A 16,098-nucleotide genomic window follows, 5' to 3' on the forward strand; every position below is an offset into this window, starting at 1 on the left:
TAAGGGCTACAATTGGGCAAAATCGCATTGTAATCCACGAACCACGGAAGCCCGTCCCCCATGCGCCGCCAGTCCTCCCCATCCCTACCTCCGCCGCCGGACGCCGCCGGCAAGCCCCAGCGCAGCGACCTGGCCACCCTGAAAACCCTGCTGCCCTACCTGATGGTGTACAAGTGGCGGGTGCTGGCCGCGCTCCTGTGCCTGATCGGCGCCAAGCTGGCCAACGTGGGCGTGCCGGTGGTGCTGAAAAAACTGGTGGACGACATGAGCGTCTCGCCCACCAATCCGCAGGCGCTGCTGGTGCTGCCGCTGGGCGCGCTGGTGGCCTACGGCCTGCTGCGGCTGTCGACCACGGTGTTCACGGAGCTGCGCGAATTCCTGTTCGCGCGCGTGACGCAGCGCGCGGTGCGCACCATCGCGCTGAAGGTGTTCCGCCACCTGCATTCGCTGTCGCTGCGCTTCCACCTGAACCGCCAGACCGGCGGCATGACGCGCGACATCGAGCGCGGCACCCGCGGCGTCGGCTCGCTGATCTCGTACACGCTGTTCAACATCCTGCCCACGCTGGTGGAGATCTCGCTGGTGCTGGGCTACCTGGTCACGCACTACGACATCTGGTTCACCGCCATCACCTTCGTGGCGCTGGCGTCCTACATCACCTTCACCGTGCTGGTGACGGACTGGCGCACGCACTTCCGCCGCACGATGAACGACCTCGATTCCAAGGCCAACACCAAGGCCATCGATTCGCTGATCAATTTTGAAACGGTGAAGTACTTCGGCAACGAGGACTACGAGGCCAGGCGCTACGACGAGGGCCTGCAGCGCTACGAGTCGGCCGCCGTCAAGTCGCAGACCTCGCTGTCCTTCCTGAACACGGGGCAGTCGCTGATCATCGCCACCGCCGTCACGCTGATCCTGTGGCGCGCCACGCAGGGCGTCATCGACGGCAAGATGACGCTGGGCGACCTGGTGCTGGTGAACGCCTTCATGATCCAGCTCTACATCCCGCTGAACTTCCTGGGCGTGATCTACCGCGAGATCAAGCAAAGCCTGGCCGACATGGAGCGCCTGTTCTCGCTGCTGGACCAGAACCGCGAGGTGGCGGACGCGCCGGACGCCAAGCCCTTGCTGACGCAGGGCGCGCAGGTGCGCTTCTCGCACGTGGACTTCAGCTACGAGTCCAAGCGGCAGATCCTGTTCGACGTCGACTTCACCATCGCCGCCGGCACCACCACGGCCATCGTCGGCCACAGCGGCTCTGGCAAGTCCACCCTGTCGCGCCTCCTGTACCGCTTCTACGACGTGAACACGGGCTCGATCACCATCGACGGCCAGGATCTGCGGGAGCTGACGCAGGAAACGCTACGCCACGCGATCGGCATCGTGCCGCAGGACACGGTGCTGTTCAACGACACCATCGAATACAACATCGCCTACGGCAAGCCGGGGGCGGGCAAGGACGAGATCATCGCGGCGGCGCGGGCGGCGTCCATCCACGACTTCATCGCCAGCCTGCCGGACGGCTACGCGACCATGGTGGGGGAGCGGGGCTTGAAGCTGTCCGGCGGCGAGAAGCAGCGCGTGGCGATCGCGCGCACGCTGCTGAAGAATCCCGCCATCCTGATTTTCGACGAGGCCACGTCGGCGCTGGACTCCAAGGCGGAACAGGCGATCCAGGCGCAGTTGAAGGAAATCGCGCGCAGCCGCACGACCATGGTGATCGCGCACCGCCTGTCGACGGTGGTGGACGCGCAGCAGATCATCGTGCTCGACCACGGCCGCATCGTCGAACGCGGCACCCACCACGCCCTGCTCGCGGCCGAGGGCCTGTACGCGCAGATGTGGCAGCGCCAGCAGGCCCGCGGCGAGGCGGAACTGGCCTCGCCGACCGACGAGGAACTGGTCGGCTAAGGCAAGCGCCCCGCTGGTCGCCGGCTTAACGCGTGACCGCGCGCGTGCCCACCACTTCCACCGTCACGCGCCGGTTTTTGGCGCGCCCCTCGGCGGACTTGTTGTCGGCCTCCGGCTGGGATTCGCCTTTGCCTTCCGTGTAGATGCGCGTCCCCTCGACACCCCCGCCGGCCATGTGCGCCTTGACCGCGTCGGCGCGGCGCAGCGACAAGGCCTGGTTGTACTCGTCGCTGCCGATCGCGTCGGCGTGGCCGACCGTGACGACCACTTCGGTGTTCATGCCCTGCATCTTGGCCAGCAAGCGGTCGAGCGCCGCCATGCCTTCGGGTTTCAGCCGCGCCTGGTCGAAGTCGAACAGTGTCTGGGCGGCGAAGGTGACCTTCTCGGAGACCGCGACCGGCGCCGGCGCCGGTGCCGCCGCCGGCACCGGTGGCTGGGCCGCGGCGGCCATCCTCGGTTCAGGCTCCGGCGCCGGAGCGTGGACGACCGGGCTGGCGGCCGGCCGGCCCAGCTTGTAGACCAGGCTCAGCGAGTACAGGTCGGCGTCGCCGCGATTGCCCACCGCGTCGTTGACGCGGTAGCGCTCGACCTCGCCGCGCAGGGCCAGCGCCTCGCTGAACTTGTATTCCAGCCCCAGGCCGGCCTTGGCGTTGAGCTTGCTCTGCCTCGGCTGCGGATCGGTCACCGCGAACAGGCGGTTGCCGCTGAAGCTGGTGCTGGTCCTGGCGTAGTTCACGCCGCCGCGTCCCAGCAGCGAGAACCGCGCCGACAGCGGCAACTGGCCCACCAGGTCCAGGCTCGCGCCGCGGAATCCTGCCTGTCCATTGAGCACGCCGCCTTGCGAGGTGGCCGCGTTGAAGCCGAATTTGCCCAGGTCGAAATACGCGCCTTCGAGCGCGAAATAACGGTTCAGCTGTTTGCCCAGCAGGAGCTTGTAGCCCGCTTCGCGCTCGTCGGTGGTGAAACCGGTCAGCGTGGCGCCGTTGGCGGTCAGGCCGCGGCTCAGCCGGGCGCGGTCGATGGTGGCGCGGCTCTGGCCCGCGCCGGCGCCGATGTACCAGGCGTGGTCGGCCCATTCCGGGTTGACGAACGGTTCTTCGGCCGCCAGGGCCGTCTGGCCGGCCAGCATGGCGCCGCCGATGGCGCTCAGCGCGCCGAGGTGTTTCGCTAGTTTCATGATGTGCTTTCGAATGGTGGCGGCGGGGCGCCGTTACTTTGTGATCTGGTTGTTACGCAGGGTCACGGCGGCGGCGGTCAGCACCCGCCCGTTCAGCAGCGTGACGTTGTCGCCCAGCGTGATGGCGGCGGACTGGCCCAGGATGGAACCCTTGAAGACGCTGTTCGCGCCCAGCGTGGTGGGGCCGACCGGCAGCCAGTAAACATTGTCGGCCGTGGCGCCGCCGGTGAACGCCACCGTCGAATTGGCCGTGCTGTTCAGCGTGGACGCGGTGCGGAAGATGTACACGCCGGGACCGTTCATCGTGAAGGTGCCGGTGATGCTGATCGCGCCGGTGTAGCAATACACGCCCGGTGTCAGCACCAGGCCGCCGAGATCGACGCCGGCGGCGGAGGTCACGGTGCAGGTGCGGCTGTTGGCGTCGACGATCGCGGTTTGCAGGTCGCCCAGGGCGCTGGCCAGGATGGCGCCGGATTTGTAGTTGCTGAAGCCGGCCGCCTGCACCGGATCGGTGGTTTGCGACGGCGAGCCGACGTCGCCGGTGACCAGGGTGGTGCCGCCGGAGTTGTTGGTGATCGAAGTGCCGGCCAGCACGCCAAAGCTCGCCGCCGCGCCCAGGTTGATGCCCGCGGCGGGAGGAACGACGACGGGCGGCACCACCACGACCGGTGGAACGACCACTGGAGGAACCACAACCGGGGGAATGACGACAACGGGCGGCACCACGACGGGAGGAACCACAACGACCGGTGGAACGACCACGGGAGGAACAACAACAGGTGGAACCACAACGACCGGTGGAACGACCACGGGAGGAACAACAACAGGAGGAACCACCACGACCGGCGGAACGACCACGGGAGGAACAACAACAGGCGGAACCACCACCACTGGAGGAACCACGACAGGCGGCACCACCACGGGCGGCACCACCACAACAAGCGGGGCGGTCACGGTCAGGTTTGCGGTGCCGGCCTTCGTGCCCGAGGTGGCGGTGATCAGCGTCGTTCCCGCCGCCGTGCCCATGGCGGTGCCGGAGGCGGCGACGCCGCCGGTGGCGGCCGTGCCGGAACTCCAGGTCACCGAATTGGTGATGACGGCGGTGGAGTTGTCGGAGAACGTGCCGATGGCGACGAACGGCTGCGTGGCGCCGACGGCGATGCTGGCGCTGGCCGGCGTCACGGCGATGCTGGTCAGCGTGGGGGCCGGCAGCGGTAGCGGCGCCGTGACGGCCAGTGTGGCCGAGCCGGTTTTTGCGCCGAAGGCGGCCGTGATGACGCTGCTGCCCGCGTTCGCGCCGGTGGCCAGCCCGCCAGCGGCGCTCACGGTGGCCACCGCCGGTGTGGCAGAAGTCCAGGCCGAGGCGCCGGTCACGTTCTGCGACGAGCCGTCGTTGTAGGTGGCGGTCGCGGTCAACTGCTGGCTGGCGCCGGCGGCCACGGTGGCCGTGGCCGGCGTCACCGTGACACTCACCAGCTGCGCCGCGGGCAGGCCGAGAATGGGATCGCGGCCCTGGTCGCCGCCCCCGCAAGCGGCGAGAAGGGCGGTCGCGAGCAAGCCGGCCGTGCAGAGGATTTTCCTTGTGGTGCGCTGGAGCGTATTCATGGTGTTCCTTTAGTGGTGCGGCTCTATGCGGCATTCAGTCGAAAACAGCCGAGCGCCACCACTATCCCTTCCCCGCGCGCCCGGACTTCGTTCGGTGCCGCACATAGGAGGGTGAAACCGGGAATATACTGTTTCAGCGCAACAAAATGAAAAAAGGCCGCCCGAGGGCGGCCTGATGGGCTGTGGCGCCGAACCGGGGGCTCAGGCGCCGCGCGCGCGCTCCAGCAGCCGCGTCACGGCCTCCTTCTGGAAGGCCTTGAAGTTCTCGTTCCCCGTCACGTTGCAGAACGCCAGCGCGCCCACGTGCCGCTCCAGGTCCAGCATGGCCAGCGAATCGGCGCCGGTGTCGCCGCCGCCGTGCATGGCCAGGTGCGCGCGGTCGCGCAGGGTCCAGATCAGCGCCTGCTGGCTGTCCTGCTCCGCCGCCACCGGCTGCGGGCTGAGGAAGGTGGCCAGGGTGCCCTGCTGCAGGTAGCGGCGGCCGTCCACCGCGCCCTCGCCGCTGAAGATCTCCAGGATGCGCGCGAAATCGCGCGCCGAGGTGCGCAGCTGTCCCGAGGGCCCGTCCGGATAGGCGGCCGGCGGCAGCGCGCGCAGCATGCCCTCGCTGCGCGCGTAGGGCTGCGCCAGCGGCACCCGGCCCATGGACGCCAGCGTCCAGCCGGTGTTGCGCATGCCCAGTGGGCTGAACAGGCGCTTTTGCGTCAGCGCGTCGAGCTTGTCGGCGCCGACCCGGCCGGCCAGGTGGCCCAGCAGGGCCAGGCCCACGTCGCTGTGGGCCCAGGCGGCGCCCGGCCTGGTCTCGGCGTAGGAACCCGCCGGCGCGTACCAGCGGCCGCCCGGCGACAGGTAGCCGGCCAGGAAGTCGCGCAGCGGCGGCGCGCCGTTGCCCTGGACGGCGAACTCGCCGGCCTTCTCGTTGTAGGCCGCGTCGGAGATGCCGGAGGTGTGGCTGAGCAGGTGCCGGAAGGTGATGGGCGTGTCCGGGAACAGCGGGTGCGCCAGCGGGAAGTCCAGCAGGGGGCCGACCGGGTCGTCCAGCTTGAAGGCGCCCTGCTCGTGCAGCATCATCATCGCCGTGCCGGTCACCACCTTGCTGGCCGAGGCCACGTGGAAGGCCGTGTCGGCCGTCACCGGCGTACGCGCCCGCATGTCCGCCAAGCCGTAGCCGCGCACGAACAGCGTGCGGCCGTTGCGCACCGCGGCAACGCCCATGCCGGCGGTGCCGGTCTTGCGCAGGCCGTCCATCATGAAGCGGCTGAACTCCTCCTCCCAGCCGCCGGCGGCGACCGACCACGGCGCCGCGCACATCATCGCTCCCAAGCCCAACATACTCCTACGGTCCATCTGTGCTCCTCCAAAAGAAAAGAGGCTTCTCATGGAAGCCTCTGTTGTTGTGTCTTATTATGGCAGCGGGGAGTCCGCGAGATCCTTGTCCAGCGGTTCGACCAGTTCGCCCTCCCACTTGGCGACGACGGCGGCGGCCACGCCGTTGCCGATCACGTTGGTGGCCGAGCGGGCCATGTCCAGGAAGTGGTCGATGCCGAGCAACAGCAGCAGGCCGGCCTCGGGGATGTTGAACTGGCCCAGCGTGGCGGCGATCACCACCAGCGAGGCGCGCGGCACGCCGGCGATGCCCTTGGAGGTCAGCATCAGCACGGCCATCATGGTGATCTGCGTGCCCAGCGACATCTCGATGCCGTAGGCCTGCGCGATGAACACGGTGGCGAAGGTGCAGTACATCATCGAGCCGTCCAGGTTGAACGAGTAGCCGATCGGCAGCACGAAGGAGGCGATGCGGTTGCGCACGCCGAACCGCTCCAGGCCCTCCAGCGTTTTCGGGTAGGCCGCCTCGCTCGAGGCGCAGGAGAAGGCCAGCAGGGCGGGGCCCTTCAGTTCACTCATCAGCGCGAACACGCGGCGGCCGAGGAACAGGAAGCCGGCGAAGATCAGCAGGCCCCACAGCACGCCTATGCTCAGGTAGAACTCGGCCATGAACACGCCGTAGGTGCTCAGCACCCCCACGCCGCTCTTGGCGATGGTGCCGGCCACGGCGGCGAACACCGCCACCGGCGCGAAGGCCATCACGTAGCCGGTCACCTTCAGCATGATGTGGGCCAGGCCGTCCATGGCGTCGATCAGCGGGTCGGCCTTCGGGCCGACGGCGGCGGCGGCGGTGCCGAAGAACAGCGAGAACACCACGATCTGCAGGATCTCGTTCTTGGCCATGCCGTCGATGATGGAGGCGGGCACCAGGTGGGTGATGAACTCCTTCAGCGACAGGCCGCTGGCGGCGATGCCGGTGGAGGCGGCGGCGGGCAGGTGGCCGACCAGCGAGTCGCCGGGACGGAACAGGTTGACCATGACCAGGCCCAGGGCCAGCGAAAACACGGAGGCGATGAAGAACCAGCCCAGCGTCTTGAGGCCGATGCGGCCCACTTCCTTGGCGTCGCCCATGCGCGCGATGCCGACCACCAGGGTGGAGAGCACCAGCGGCGCGATGATCATCTTGATCAGGCGCAGGAAGATGGTGGTCAGCATCGACATATAGTCGGCGAAGCTGGCGGGATTGGCCATGGTGGTGTTGGCGACGTAGCCGACACCGATGCCCAGCACGAGGCTCACCAGGATATAGGTGGTCAGGTTGTTGCGTGTTTTCATAAGGAGTTGCTTCCTGTGGTAGTGTCCAGACTGTGTAGCAATCTGGATAACCGGTAAAATGAGGAATCATTGATGATCAATCAATGAGCAAGTCCCGCAGTATCCTTGCGGGCCTGATGCCTGTCAAGCAACAGTGTCTCATGCGGAATACAGCCGAAAAGGCCGAATTTTAATCGCGAAATCGATCGGAAATATGATAGCCATTAAGAACGTCAGCAAATGGTACGGCCAGTTTCAGGTGCTCACCGACTGCAGCACCCAGGTGGCCAAGGGCGATGTCATGGTGATCTGCGGACCGTCCGGTTCCGGCAAATCCACACTAATAAAGACTGTTAATGGGCTGGAGCCCTTCCAGCGGGGCGAGATCACGGTCGACGGCGTCTCCGTCGGCGCCAAGGGCACGGATTTGCCGGCCCTGCGCGCCCGCATCGGCATGGTGTTCCAGAACTTCGAGCTGTTCCCGCACCTGTCGGTGCGCGAGAACCTCACGCTGGGCCAGGTCAAGGTGCTGGGCCGCGGCCAGGACGAGGCCAACGCGCGCGGCCTGAAATACCTGGACCGCGTCGGCCTGCTGGCGCAGCAGGACAAGTTCCCCAACCAGCTGTCCGGCGGCCAGCAGCAGCGCGTGGCGATCGCCCGCGCGCTGTCCATGGACCCCATCGCCATGCTGTTCGACGAGCCCACCTCCGCGCTGGATCCGGAAATGATCAACGAGGTGCTGGACGTGATGGTGGGCCTGGCCCAGGAGGGCATGACCATGATGGTGGTGACCCACGAGATGGGCTTCGCCAGGAAGGTCGCCAACCGCGTGGTCTTCATGGACAAGGGCCACATCCTGGAGGACTGCGCCAAGGAGGAGTTCTTCGGCGCGCCCCGTTCGGAAAGGGCGAAGGACTTCCTGGCGCGTATTATTCATTAGAGCCGCATTCATTGAACATGTAAGGAGAAATGATGACGTTGAACAGACTGTTGGCCATCCTCGTTTGCAGCGCCCTCGCCGCGCCGGCCATCGCCCAGGAGCCCACCGGCACCCTGGCCAAGATCAAGCGCACCGGCACCATCACCCTGGGGGTGCGCGACGGCTCCGTGCCCTTCTCCTACCTCGACGACAAGCAGCAATACCTGGGCTACTCGGTCGACCTGTGCATGAAGATCGTCACCGCCGCGCAGAAGCAGCTGGGCATGACGGCGGTGAAGGTGGTGATGCAACCGGTGACGGCGGCCAACCGCATCCCGCTGATGGCCAACGGCACCATCGACCTCGAATGCGGCTCGACCACCAACAACGCCGAGCGCCAGAAGCAGGTGTCCTTCGCGTCCAGCATGTTCGTGGTGGCCAACAAGCTGCTGGTCAAGAAGTCCTCCAACATCAAGACGCTGGCCGACATGAAGGGCAAGACGCTGGTGGCCACCGCCGGCACCACCACGCTCAAGCAGATGACCATCCTGAACAACGAGATGAATCTCGGCATGACCATCCTGATCGGCAAGGACCATCCCGAATCGTTCCTGATGCTGGAGACCGGCCGCGCCGCGGCCGAGGCCAACGACGACATCCTGCTGGCCGCGCAGGTGGCCGCCGCCAAGTCGCCGGGCGAGTACGAGATCACGAAGGAGGCGCTGTCGGTCGAGCCCTACGGCATCATGCTGCGACGCGACGACCCCGCCTTCAAGCAGCTGGCGGACGCCGCGCTCGCGCGCTTCTACCAGACCGACGACTACAAGAAGGTCTACGAGAAGTGGTTCATGAGCCCGATCCCGCCCAAGGGCATCAACCTCAACTTCCCCATGCCGCCGCAGCTGCAGGCGGTGATCGCCAAGCCGACCGACTCGCCGGACCCCGCCGCCTACGCCGCCGTGCCGGCGGCGCAGCAGGCCGCCGCGAAGAAAAAAGCCAAGTAAAGCCGGCATGAATTACCACTGGAACTGGCGCATCTTCTGGGAGGAGTCGCCGGACGGCGTCCACACGTATTGGGAGACGCTGGTCGACGGCCTGCAATGGACCATGGCCGCGTCGCTGGGCGGCTGGATCATGGCGCTGCTGCTGGGCGTGCTGGTGGGCACGGCGCGCACCATGCCCGACACCCGGGCCGGCGCGTGGCTGCGCCGCCTGGGCACCGCCTACATCGAAATCTTCCGCAACGTGCCGCTGCTGGTGCAGATGTTCCTGTGGTACTTCGTGGCGCCCGAGCTGCTGCCGCCGGACGCCGGCGCCTGGCTCAAGGCGCTGCCGAACGCGCCCTTCGTCACGGCCGTGGTGTCGCTGGGCTTCTACACCTCCGCCCGGGTGGCGGTGCAGGTCACCGCCGGCATCGAGTCGCTGTCCGGCGGCCAGCGGCTGGCCGCGATGGCGCTCGGCCTGTCGCGCTGGCAGACCTACCGCCACGTGCTGCTGCCGCTGGCCTTCCGCATCATCCTGCCGCCGCTCACCAGCGAGTGCCTCAACATCATCAAGAACAGCTCCATCGCGCTCACCATCGGCCTGGTGGAGCTGACCGCCAGCGCGCGCGCCATCCAGGAATTCTCCTTCCAGGTGTTCGAGGCGTTTTCCGCCGCCACGCTGATCTACGTCACCGTCAACATCCTGGTGGTGGGCGCCATGCACGTGGTGGAGCGCAAGCTGGCGCTGCCCGGTACCCTGCAGTCGGGAGGGACGCGCTGATGTTCTCCGACTTCGACTTCGACATCATCGCCCGTTCCTGGGTCTACCTGTTCAAGACCGGCATGGCCTTCACGCTGGAGCTGACCGTGCTCGCCATGCTGGGCGGCGTGGTGCTGGGCACCCTGCTGGCGCTGGGACGGCTGTCGTCCTTCGCTCCCGTGGCGCTGCTGGCCGCCGGCTATGTGAACCTGATGCGCGCCATCCCGCTGGTGCTGGTCATTTTCTGGTTCTACTTCCTGGTGCCTTACATAGGCGCGTGGGTGCTGGGCGCGCCGGAGCCGATCAAGGTGGGGGCGTTCTGGTCGGCGCTGATCACCTTCATCCTGTTCCAGGCGGCCTATTACTGCGAGATCATGCGCGGCGGCATACAGTCCATCCCGCGCGGGCAGGTGCTGGCGGCGCAGGCGCTGGGCATGGGCTACTGGCAGGTGATGGGCCACGTGGTGCTGCCGCAGGCCTTCCGCAACATGCTGCCGGTGCTGCTCACGCAAACCATCGTGCTGTTCCAGGACGTGTCGCTGGTCTACGTGCTGTCGGTGCCGGACTTCGTCGGCGCGGCCAGCAAGGTGGCGCAGCGCGACGGCAGGCTGGTGGAGATGTACCTGTTCGTGGCGGTGGTGTACTTCATCCTGTGCTGCGCCCTGTCGTGGCTGGCGCGGCAGCTGCAGAACCGGGTGGCCATCGTGCGCTGAGGTCCCGGCTTTCGGCCGCTCAGTCCCCCGGCGGCCGCCGGTTCTTGCCCAGGATGGCGACGATGATCAGGCCATAGGCGGCCAGGCGCAGCAGGTAGTACATCGGCACGTCCGGATTGGACAGCGGGAAGTTGGCAGACAGCAGCCGCTGCAGCGCCTCCAGCACGAAGGCCAGCGCGAAGTAGAGGAAGAAGCGGTCGCGGGTCTGGCGCCAGAAGCGCAGGAAGAACAGGGCGATCGTCAGCGCCGCCATGATGATGGCGCCGCTCAGCAAGGCGTTGGCTTGCATTACTCGTCCTCCCACACCAGGCCGTACAGCAGGGGCAGCAGCGCCACCAGGGCCGCCACCAGGCGGTAGGTGGACAGGTCGATGTCCGGGAACACCACCCGGTCCAGCACCAGCAGCACGTTGTTCAGGAACATGCCGCAGAAGCACAAGCCGCTCCACAGCAGCAGGCGGTAGCGGGTGCGCCGGTAGCTGCGCAGCAGCATCCAGGCGCAGGCCAGCGCGGTCGCCGCGCACAGCAGGTAAATGATGCTGGCCATATCAAGGCTCCTTTCGCCACAAGAAGGCGTCGGCGAACAGCTGCGCCTTCTTGTTGGTTTTTAGATGGATCAGCGTGCTGACGTCGACCAGGTGGCGCGCGTAGACCTCGGCCAGCCGGTCCAGCATGTCGGCCAGCCGCGGGGTGGTCGGCGCGTAGCGGAAGCGCGCCCCGTCCTGCGCCTGCGCGATGCCGGCGGCCTTCAACTGGTCCAGCAGCCGCTGCGCGCGGCGTTCGTCCAGGTAGAGCCGCTGCGCCAGTTCGGCGCCGGTCCACGCGTGCGTGTTACGCTCGCGCAGCAGCAGCAGCGCCTCCAGGTAGGGCACGGAGGGAATGCTGTGCCAAATGAAGCGCCGCAGGTCGTCGGGGATGGAGGTGGGTTCTTCCATGGCGGCATTATATTCCGGGCGGAAAAACCGCCGCGCATGATATGCTGCGCACGAAAAAAGGGGCCCCGCCATGCGGATTTCGAAGACACTTCCAGCCGTGCTGTTCGCGCTCGGCATGTCCGGCCCGTCCCACGCGGCCGGCAAAATCGCCGCCGACCTGGTGTTGACCAAGGCGACCCTGATCGACGTCGCCGGCGGCAAGGCCGTCAAGGGCAAATCGGTGGTGCTGAAGGGCGACACCATCATCGCCGTGGTGGACGACAAGGCGCTGGCCAACTACGCGCCGAAAAAGACCGTCCGCCTGCCGGGGAAATACCTGATGCCGGGCCTGTGGGACACCCACATCCACTACGGCGGCGGACCGGAACTGATCGAAGAGAACAAGCGGCTGATGCCGCTGTACCTGGCGCATGGCGTCACCGCCGTGCGCGACTGCTCCGGCGACCTGGCCGACACGGTGCTGGAGTGGCGCCACCAGATCGCCTCCGGCCAGATGTCCGGCCCCACCATCTTCACCTCCGGCGCCAAGCTGGAAGGCGTCAAGCCGCTGTGGAAGGGCACCATCGAGGTCGGCACGGCGGCCGAGGTGGGCGCCGCGCTGGACCAGCTGCAGGCCTGGAAGGTGGACTTCGTGAAGATCACCGAGAACACGATGACGCCGGCCATCTACCTGGAGGCGCTGAGGCAGGCCAGGGCGCGCGGCATGCGCACCTCCGGCCACGTGCCGGCGCAGCTGACCCTGGACCAGGTGGCCGACGCGGGCCTGGGCACGGTGGAGCACCAGTCCTACCTGCTGCGCGCCACGACGCCGCGCGAGGGGGAACTGACCGCGCAGGTGGCGGACGGCAGGCTGACCGCCCGCGAGGCCATGAAGCTCAGCCTGGAAAGCTACGACGAGGCCACCGCGCGCGCCGCGTTCCGCCGCCTGGCCGCGGCCGGCACCGCCGTCGTGCCGACCCTGTACGGATCCTACGTGACGGCCTACCTGGACCGGGACGACCATAGCCGGGACGCCTACCTGCAATACATCGGCAAGGGCCTGCGCGCCACCTACGACTGGCGCGTGCAGCGCGCCGCCAAGGACGGCCCGGAGGCCATCGCGCTGCGCCACGCCATTTTTGAAAAGTCGGCCGCGCTGCTGCCCCTGCTGGCGCGGGAGGGCGTGAGCATCATCGCCGGCACCGACGCCGGCTTCCTGAACTCCTACGACTACCCCGGCGTGTCGCTGCACGACGAGATCGGCCTGTACGTGAAATACGGCCTGACGCCGGCGCAGGCGCTGCAAAGCGCGGTCGTCGCCGGCCCGCGCTTCCTGGGCAAGCTGGATCGCTACGGCGCCGTCGCCGAGGGCAAGGCCGCCGACCTGCTGGTGCTGGACGCCGACCCGCTGAAGGACATCGCCGCCACCCGCAAGATCCGCATGGTCGTCAGCCGCGGCGCCGTGCACGACCGCGCGAGCCTGGACCGGATGCTGGCCGGGGTGAAGGCGTGGGTGGCGAGGCAGCCGTAGTCCGTCCCGGCCGCAAGGGGTAAAATGTCGGCATTCCTCACTGAGAGCAGCCGCCATGTCCAACATCGCAACCCCCGACAGCATCACCATCATCCGCCCAGACGACTGGCACCTCCACCTGCGCGATGGCGCCACCATGGCCAGCGTGCTGCCTCACAGCGCGCGCCAGTTCGGCCGCGCCATCGTCATGCCCAACCTGAAGCCGCCCGTCACCACGGTGGCCGCCGCCGAGGCCTACCGCGGCCGCATCCTGGCCGCGCTGCCGGATGGCATGAAGTTCGAGCCCTTGATGACGCTGTACCTGACCAACAACACCGAGCCGGACGAGATCCGCCGCGCCGTGGACAGCGGTTTCGTCCACGCCGTCAAGCTGTACCCGGCCGGCGCCACCACCAATTCCGACGCCGGCGTGACCGACCTGAGGAACTGCTACAAGGTGCTGGAAGTGATGCAGGAACTGGACCTGCCGTTCCTGGTGCACGGCGAGGTGACCGATCCCGAGGTGGACGTGTTCGACCGCGAGGCCGTGTTCATCGAACGGGTGATGCGCCCGCTGCGCAAGGACCTGCCCGAGCTGAAAGTGGTGTTCGAGCACATCACCACCCGCCAGGCTGCCGAATACGTGGCCGAGGCGGAAGGCCCGATCGCCGCCACCATCACCGCCCACCACCTGCTGTACAACCGCAACGAGATCTTCAAGGGCGGCATCCGCCCGCACTACTACTGCCTGCCGATCCTGAAGCGCGAGGAGCACCGCCTGGCGCTGATGACGGCCGCCACCAGCGGCGACGAGCGCTTCTTCCTCGGCACCGACTCCGCGCCGCACGCGCAGGGCGCCAAGGAGCACGCCTGCGGCTGCGCCGGCTGCTACACCGCGCTGCACGCCATGGAGCTGTACACCGAGGCCTTCGAGCGCGCCGGCGCGCTGGACAAGCTGGAGGCCTTCGCCAGCCTGAACGGCCCGTCCTTCTACGGCATGGAGCCGAACGCGGACACCATCACCCTGCGCCGCGAGCAATGGACGCTGCCGGCCACCCTGCCGCTGGGCGAGCTGGAAGTGGTGCCGCTCAACAGCGGCGAAACCATCAACTGGAAGATGGTGTAAGGCGCGGGCGTGTTCGCGGAAATCGACTGGTCGCGTCCATGGTACGCGTCGGTGCGGGCCGCGGCGGCCGGCACCGACCTGGAGGCGTCCAGCGTCATCGCTTCCTTCAGCGCGCAAGCGGCCGCGCGCGAATTGTGTAATCATCAAGGACTGCCGCTGGCCTTCGTGCCTCAAAGCGCGCTGCCCGAAGGCGTCGCGTACGAGGAATTCATCGGCGCCACCGGCGGCGTGCCCACGCGCGACAACCTGCACGACTTCTTCAACGGCCTGGTGTGGCTCAGCTTCCCGCTGATCAAGCGGCAGCTGAACGCGCTGCAGGCCGCGCAGATCGCGCGGGACGGCGTCGGCAAGTCGCGCGGTCCGGCGCGGGACGCGGCCACGCTGTTCGACGAGAACGCCGCCCTGCTGGTGGTGCGCGGCACCGAACAGGGGCGGGCGCTGGCGCGGGCGCTGCGCGGCCATGAATGGCGCACCGCCTTCGTGGAGCTGCGCGAACTGTTCGGCGAGGCGGGGCAGGCGCAGGTCTGGCTGTTCGGCCACGCGCTGATGGAAAAGCTGGTGGCGCCGTACAAGGCCATCACCGCGCACACGCGCATCGTGACGGCGGACGAGGGTTTTTTCGCGCTGGACGAAGCCGGCCGCCGCGCGTGGCTGGACCAGACGGTGGCGCGCGAGCTGGCGCTGGAAGGATTGAGCAAGTCCTGCTTCACGCCGCTACCCATGCTGGGCGTGCCCGGCTGGTGGCCGGGGCAGGACGAGGAATTTTACGGCGACGCGGCGGTGTTCCGGCCGAAGCGCTCCGCCCAATGACAGCCGCTTGCGGCAGAAAGCGAAGGAGCGATGGGCAAGGTAATCCGCTGGGGCATACTGGGCACGGGCAAGATCGCCACGGCGATGGCGCAGGGCCTGCGCGACACGCCGGACGCTGAACTGGTGGCGGTGGCGTCCCGCACGCAGGAGGGCGCCGAGCGTTTCGGCGCCGAATTCGGCGTGGCGCGCCGCCACGGCGGCTACCAGGCGCTGGCCGACGACCCGGACGTGGATGTGATCTACATCGCCACGCCGCACCCCATGCACCACGAAAACGCCATCATGTGCCTGAACGCGGGCAAGGCGCTGCTGGTGGAAAAATCGTTCACCGTGAACCGCCGCCAGGCGGAGGAAATCGCCGCCCTGGCGCGCGCGAAGAAGCTGTTCGTCATGGAAGCCATGTGGAGCCGCTTCATGCCCGCCATCGTCGAGGCCAAGCGCATCGTCGACAGCGGCGAGATCGGCGCGCCCGCCAGCGTGAGCGCCGATTTCGGCTTCGCCTCCGACGCGGGACCCGAGCACCGCCTGTTCAACCCCGAGCTGGGCGGCGGCTCGCTGCTCGACCTGGGCATCTACCCGCTGTCGCTGTCGGCCTACTTCCTCGGCCCGGTGCGGGAGGCGCGGGCCGCCGGCCAGCTGGGCGCCACCGGCGTCGACGTGCAGGCCTCGTTCTCGCTCAAGCACGAGGGCGGCGGGCTGTCCTCCGCCGTGTGCAGCCTGCGCGCCCGCACGCCGTGCGAACTGACGGTCTCCGGCTCCCTGGGATTCGTGCGCCTGAACACGCGCTTCTACCTGACCGAATCGCTGACCGTGCAACTGGCCGACGGCACGCGCCGCGACCTGCACGTGCCGCGCATCGGCAACGGCTACGCGCACGAGGCGATCGAGGTGGGCCGCTGCCTGCGCGCGGGACTGCTGGAAAGCCCCGTCATGCCGCTGGACGACACCCTGGCCCTGATGGGCATCCTCGACGACATGCGCGCGCAGATCGGCGTGCGCTACGGCGCCGACATCCAACCCTGAAGGGC

At 67.8% G+C, this 16,098-nt stretch carries 16 protein-coding genes; 9 read left to right on the forward strand and 7 right to left on the reverse strand.

The window, feature by feature from the left end; all coding sequences use genetic code 11:
- Nucleotides 1-60 precede the first annotated feature (60 nt).
- The gene (locus BM436_RS23110; RefSeq protein WP_093557897.1) at nucleotides 61-1,914 is read left to right on the forward strand and encodes an ABCB family ABC transporter ATP-binding protein/permease; all 1,854 of its coding nucleotides are present in this window, start codon (nucleotides 61-63) and stop codon (nucleotides 1,912-1,914) included.
- Between the two features lie 25 nt (nucleotides 1,915-1,939).
- Here BM436_RS23110 and BM436_RS23115 read toward each other — a convergent pair whose 3' ends face one another.
- The 4 genes from BM436_RS23115 to BM436_RS23130 form a co-directional block, all read right to left on the reverse strand.
- On the reverse strand, nucleotides 1,940-3,091 hold the full coding sequence (locus BM436_RS23115) for an OmpA family protein (protein WP_093557898.1): 1,152 nt from the start codon (nucleotides 3,089-3,091) through the stop codon (nucleotides 1,940-1,942).
- A gap of 33 nt (nucleotides 3,092-3,124) precedes the next feature.
- Nucleotides 3,125-4,696, reverse strand: coding sequence for an ice-binding family protein (locus BM436_RS23120; protein ID WP_093557899.1), 1,572 nt, complete (start codon nucleotides 4,694-4,696; stop codon nucleotides 3,125-3,127).
- Between the two features lie 201 nt (nucleotides 4,697-4,897).
- The gene (locus BM436_RS23125; RefSeq protein ID WP_177307443.1) at nucleotides 4,898-6,043 is read right to left on the reverse strand and encodes a serine hydrolase domain-containing protein; all 1,146 of its coding nucleotides are present in this window, start codon (nucleotides 6,041-6,043) and stop codon (nucleotides 4,898-4,900) included.
- A 57-nt stretch (nucleotides 6,044-6,100) separates the two neighbouring features.
- Nucleotides 6,101-7,357 carry a dicarboxylate/amino acid:cation symporter gene (locus BM436_RS23130; RefSeq protein ID WP_093557901.1) on the reverse strand — a complete coding sequence of 419 codons (1,257 nt, stop codon included), beginning with the start codon at nucleotides 7,355-7,357 and terminating at the stop codon, nucleotides 6,101-6,103.
- A gap of 193 nt (nucleotides 7,358-7,550) precedes the next feature.
- On the opposite strand from BM436_RS23130, the gene BM436_RS23135 reads away from it, so the two are divergent.
- Genes BM436_RS23135 through BM436_RS23150 form a run of 4 tightly spaced genes read left to right on the forward strand, consistent with a single transcriptional unit; the run spans nucleotide 7,551 to nucleotide 10,711 of the window.
- A complete protein-coding gene (locus BM436_RS23135) occupies nucleotides 7,551-8,276 on the forward strand; it encodes an amino acid ABC transporter ATP-binding protein (RefSeq protein ID WP_093557902.1) in 726 nt (241 codons plus the stop codon).
- Nucleotides 8,277-8,308: 32 nt separating this feature from the next.
- Entirely contained in the window at nucleotides 8,309-9,259 is a 951-nt protein-coding gene (locus BM436_RS23140) for an amino acid ABC transporter substrate-binding protein (RefSeq protein ID WP_093557981.1), read from the forward strand.
- Between the two features lie 7 nt (nucleotides 9,260-9,266).
- Nucleotides 9,267-10,019 (forward strand): amino acid ABC transporter permease, encoded by a 753-nt coding sequence (locus tag BM436_RS23145; RefSeq protein WP_093557903.1) that lies wholly within the window; start codon nucleotides 9,267-9,269, stop codon nucleotides 10,017-10,019.
- Complete coding sequence (locus BM436_RS23150) at nucleotides 10,019-10,711, forward strand: amino acid ABC transporter permease (protein ID WP_093557904.1); 693 nt, start codon at nucleotides 10,019-10,021, stop codon at nucleotides 10,709-10,711. Before BM436_RS23145 ends, BM436_RS23150 begins: the two co-directional genes overlap by 1 nt.
- A gap of 19 nt (nucleotides 10,712-10,730) precedes the next feature.
- Here BM436_RS23150 and BM436_RS23155 read toward each other — a convergent pair whose 3' ends face one another.
- The 3 genes from BM436_RS23155 to BM436_RS23165 are packed head-to-tail and all read right to left on the reverse strand — an operon-like array spanning nucleotide 10,731 to nucleotide 11,645.
- Nucleotides 10,731-11,000: a DUF5985 family protein gene (locus tag BM436_RS23155; RefSeq protein WP_093557905.1), complete on the reverse strand. Its 270-nt coding sequence runs from the start codon at nucleotides 10,998-11,000 to the stop codon at nucleotides 10,731-10,733.
- Entirely contained in the window at nucleotides 11,000-11,257 is a 258-nt protein-coding gene (locus BM436_RS23160; RefSeq protein WP_093557906.1) for a DUF5985 family protein, read from the reverse strand. Before BM436_RS23160 ends, BM436_RS23155 begins: the two co-directional genes overlap by 1 nt.
- A 1-nt stretch (nucleotide 11,258) precedes the next feature.
- Nucleotides 11,259-11,645 (reverse strand): hypothetical protein, encoded by a 387-nt coding sequence (locus tag BM436_RS23165; RefSeq protein WP_093557907.1) that lies wholly within the window; start codon nucleotides 11,643-11,645, stop codon nucleotides 11,259-11,261.
- A gap of 70 nt (nucleotides 11,646-11,715) precedes the next feature.
- On the opposite strand from BM436_RS23165, the gene BM436_RS23170 reads away from it, so the two are divergent.
- Genes BM436_RS23170 through BM436_RS23185 form a run of 4 tightly spaced genes read left to right on the forward strand, consistent with a single transcriptional unit; the run spans nucleotide 11,716 to nucleotide 16,093 of the window.
- Complete coding sequence (locus tag BM436_RS23170; protein WP_093557908.1) at nucleotides 11,716-13,155, forward strand: amidohydrolase family protein; 1,440 nt, start codon at nucleotides 11,716-11,718, stop codon at nucleotides 13,153-13,155.
- A gap of 55 nt (nucleotides 13,156-13,210) precedes the next feature.
- Nucleotides 13,211-14,260: a dihydroorotase gene (gene pyrC, locus BM436_RS23175; RefSeq protein WP_093557909.1), complete on the forward strand. Its 1,050-nt coding sequence runs from the start codon at nucleotides 13,211-13,213 to the stop codon at nucleotides 14,258-14,260.
- Between the two features lie 9 nt (nucleotides 14,261-14,269).
- Nucleotides 14,270-15,070: a DUF3025 domain-containing protein gene (locus BM436_RS23180; RefSeq protein ID WP_093557910.1), complete on the forward strand. Its 801-nt coding sequence runs from the start codon at nucleotides 14,270-14,272 to the stop codon at nucleotides 15,068-15,070.
- Between the two features lie 30 nt (nucleotides 15,071-15,100).
- On the forward strand, nucleotides 15,101-16,093 hold the full coding sequence (locus BM436_RS23185; protein WP_093557911.1) for a Gfo/Idh/MocA family protein: 993 nt from the start codon (nucleotides 15,101-15,103) through the stop codon (nucleotides 16,091-16,093).
- Nucleotides 16,094-16,098: the final 5 nt, after the last annotated feature.

It is taken from the genome of Pseudoduganella namucuonensis (assembly GCF_900116645.1).
Lineage (GTDB): Bacteria > Pseudomonadota > Gammaproteobacteria > Burkholderiales > Burkholderiaceae_D > Rugamonas > Rugamonas namucuonensis.

What these genes read in the sequence shown, in the direction of transcription:
- BM436_RS23170 (WP_093557908.1), top strand. Translation starts at nt 11,716, where the DNA reads ATGCGGATTTCGAAGACACTTCCAGCCGTGCTGTTCGCGCTCGGCATG.
- BM436_RS23155 (WP_093557905.1), bottom strand. Translation starts at nt 11,000, where the DNA reads ATGCAAGCCAACGCCTTGCTGAGCGGCGCCATCATCATGGCGGCGCTG.
- BM436_RS23135 (WP_093557902.1), top strand. Translation starts at nt 7,551, where the DNA reads ATGATAGCCATTAAGAACGTCAGCAAATGGTACGGCCAGTTTCAGGTG.
- BM436_RS23120 (WP_093557899.1), bottom strand. Translation starts at nt 4,696, where the DNA reads ATGAATACGCTCCAGCGCACCACAAGGAAAATCCTCTGCACGGCCGGC.
- BM436_RS23185 (WP_093557911.1), top strand. Translation starts at nt 15,101, where the DNA reads ATGGGCAAGGTAATCCGCTGGGGCATACTGGGCACGGGCAAGATCGCC.
- BM436_RS23110 (WP_093557897.1), top strand. Translation starts at nt 61, where the DNA reads ATGCGCCGCCAGTCCTCCCCATCCCTACCTCCGCCGCCGGACGCCGCC.
- BM436_RS23165 (WP_093557907.1), bottom strand. Translation starts at nt 11,645, where the DNA reads ATGGAAGAACCCACCTCCATCCCCGACGACCTGCGGCGCTTCATTTGG.
- BM436_RS23130 (WP_093557901.1), bottom strand. Translation starts at nt 7,357, where the DNA reads ATGAAAACACGCAACAACCTGACCACCTATATCCTGGTGAGCCTCGTG.
- BM436_RS23125 (WP_177307443.1), bottom strand. Translation starts at nt 6,043, where the DNA reads ATGGACCGTAGGAGTATGTTGGGCTTGGGAGCGATGATGTGCGCGGCG.
- BM436_RS23115 (WP_093557898.1), bottom strand. Translation starts at nt 3,091, where the DNA reads ATGAAACTAGCGAAACACCTCGGCGCGCTGAGCGCCATCGGCGGCGCC.
- BM436_RS23140 (WP_093557981.1), top strand. Translation starts at nt 8,309, where the DNA reads ATGACGTTGAACAGACTGTTGGCCATCCTCGTTTGCAGCGCCCTCGCC.
- pyrC (WP_093557909.1), top strand. Translation starts at nt 13,211, where the DNA reads ATGTCCAACATCGCAACCCCCGACAGCATCACCATCATCCGCCCAGAC.
- BM436_RS23145 (WP_093557903.1), top strand. Translation starts at nt 9,267, where the DNA reads ATGAATTACCACTGGAACTGGCGCATCTTCTGGGAGGAGTCGCCGGAC.
- BM436_RS23160 (WP_093557906.1), bottom strand. Translation starts at nt 11,257, where the DNA reads ATGGCCAGCATCATTTACCTGCTGTGCGCGGCGACCGCGCTGGCCTGC.
- BM436_RS23150 (WP_093557904.1), top strand. Translation starts at nt 10,019, where the DNA reads ATGTTCTCCGACTTCGACTTCGACATCATCGCCCGTTCCTGGGTCTAC.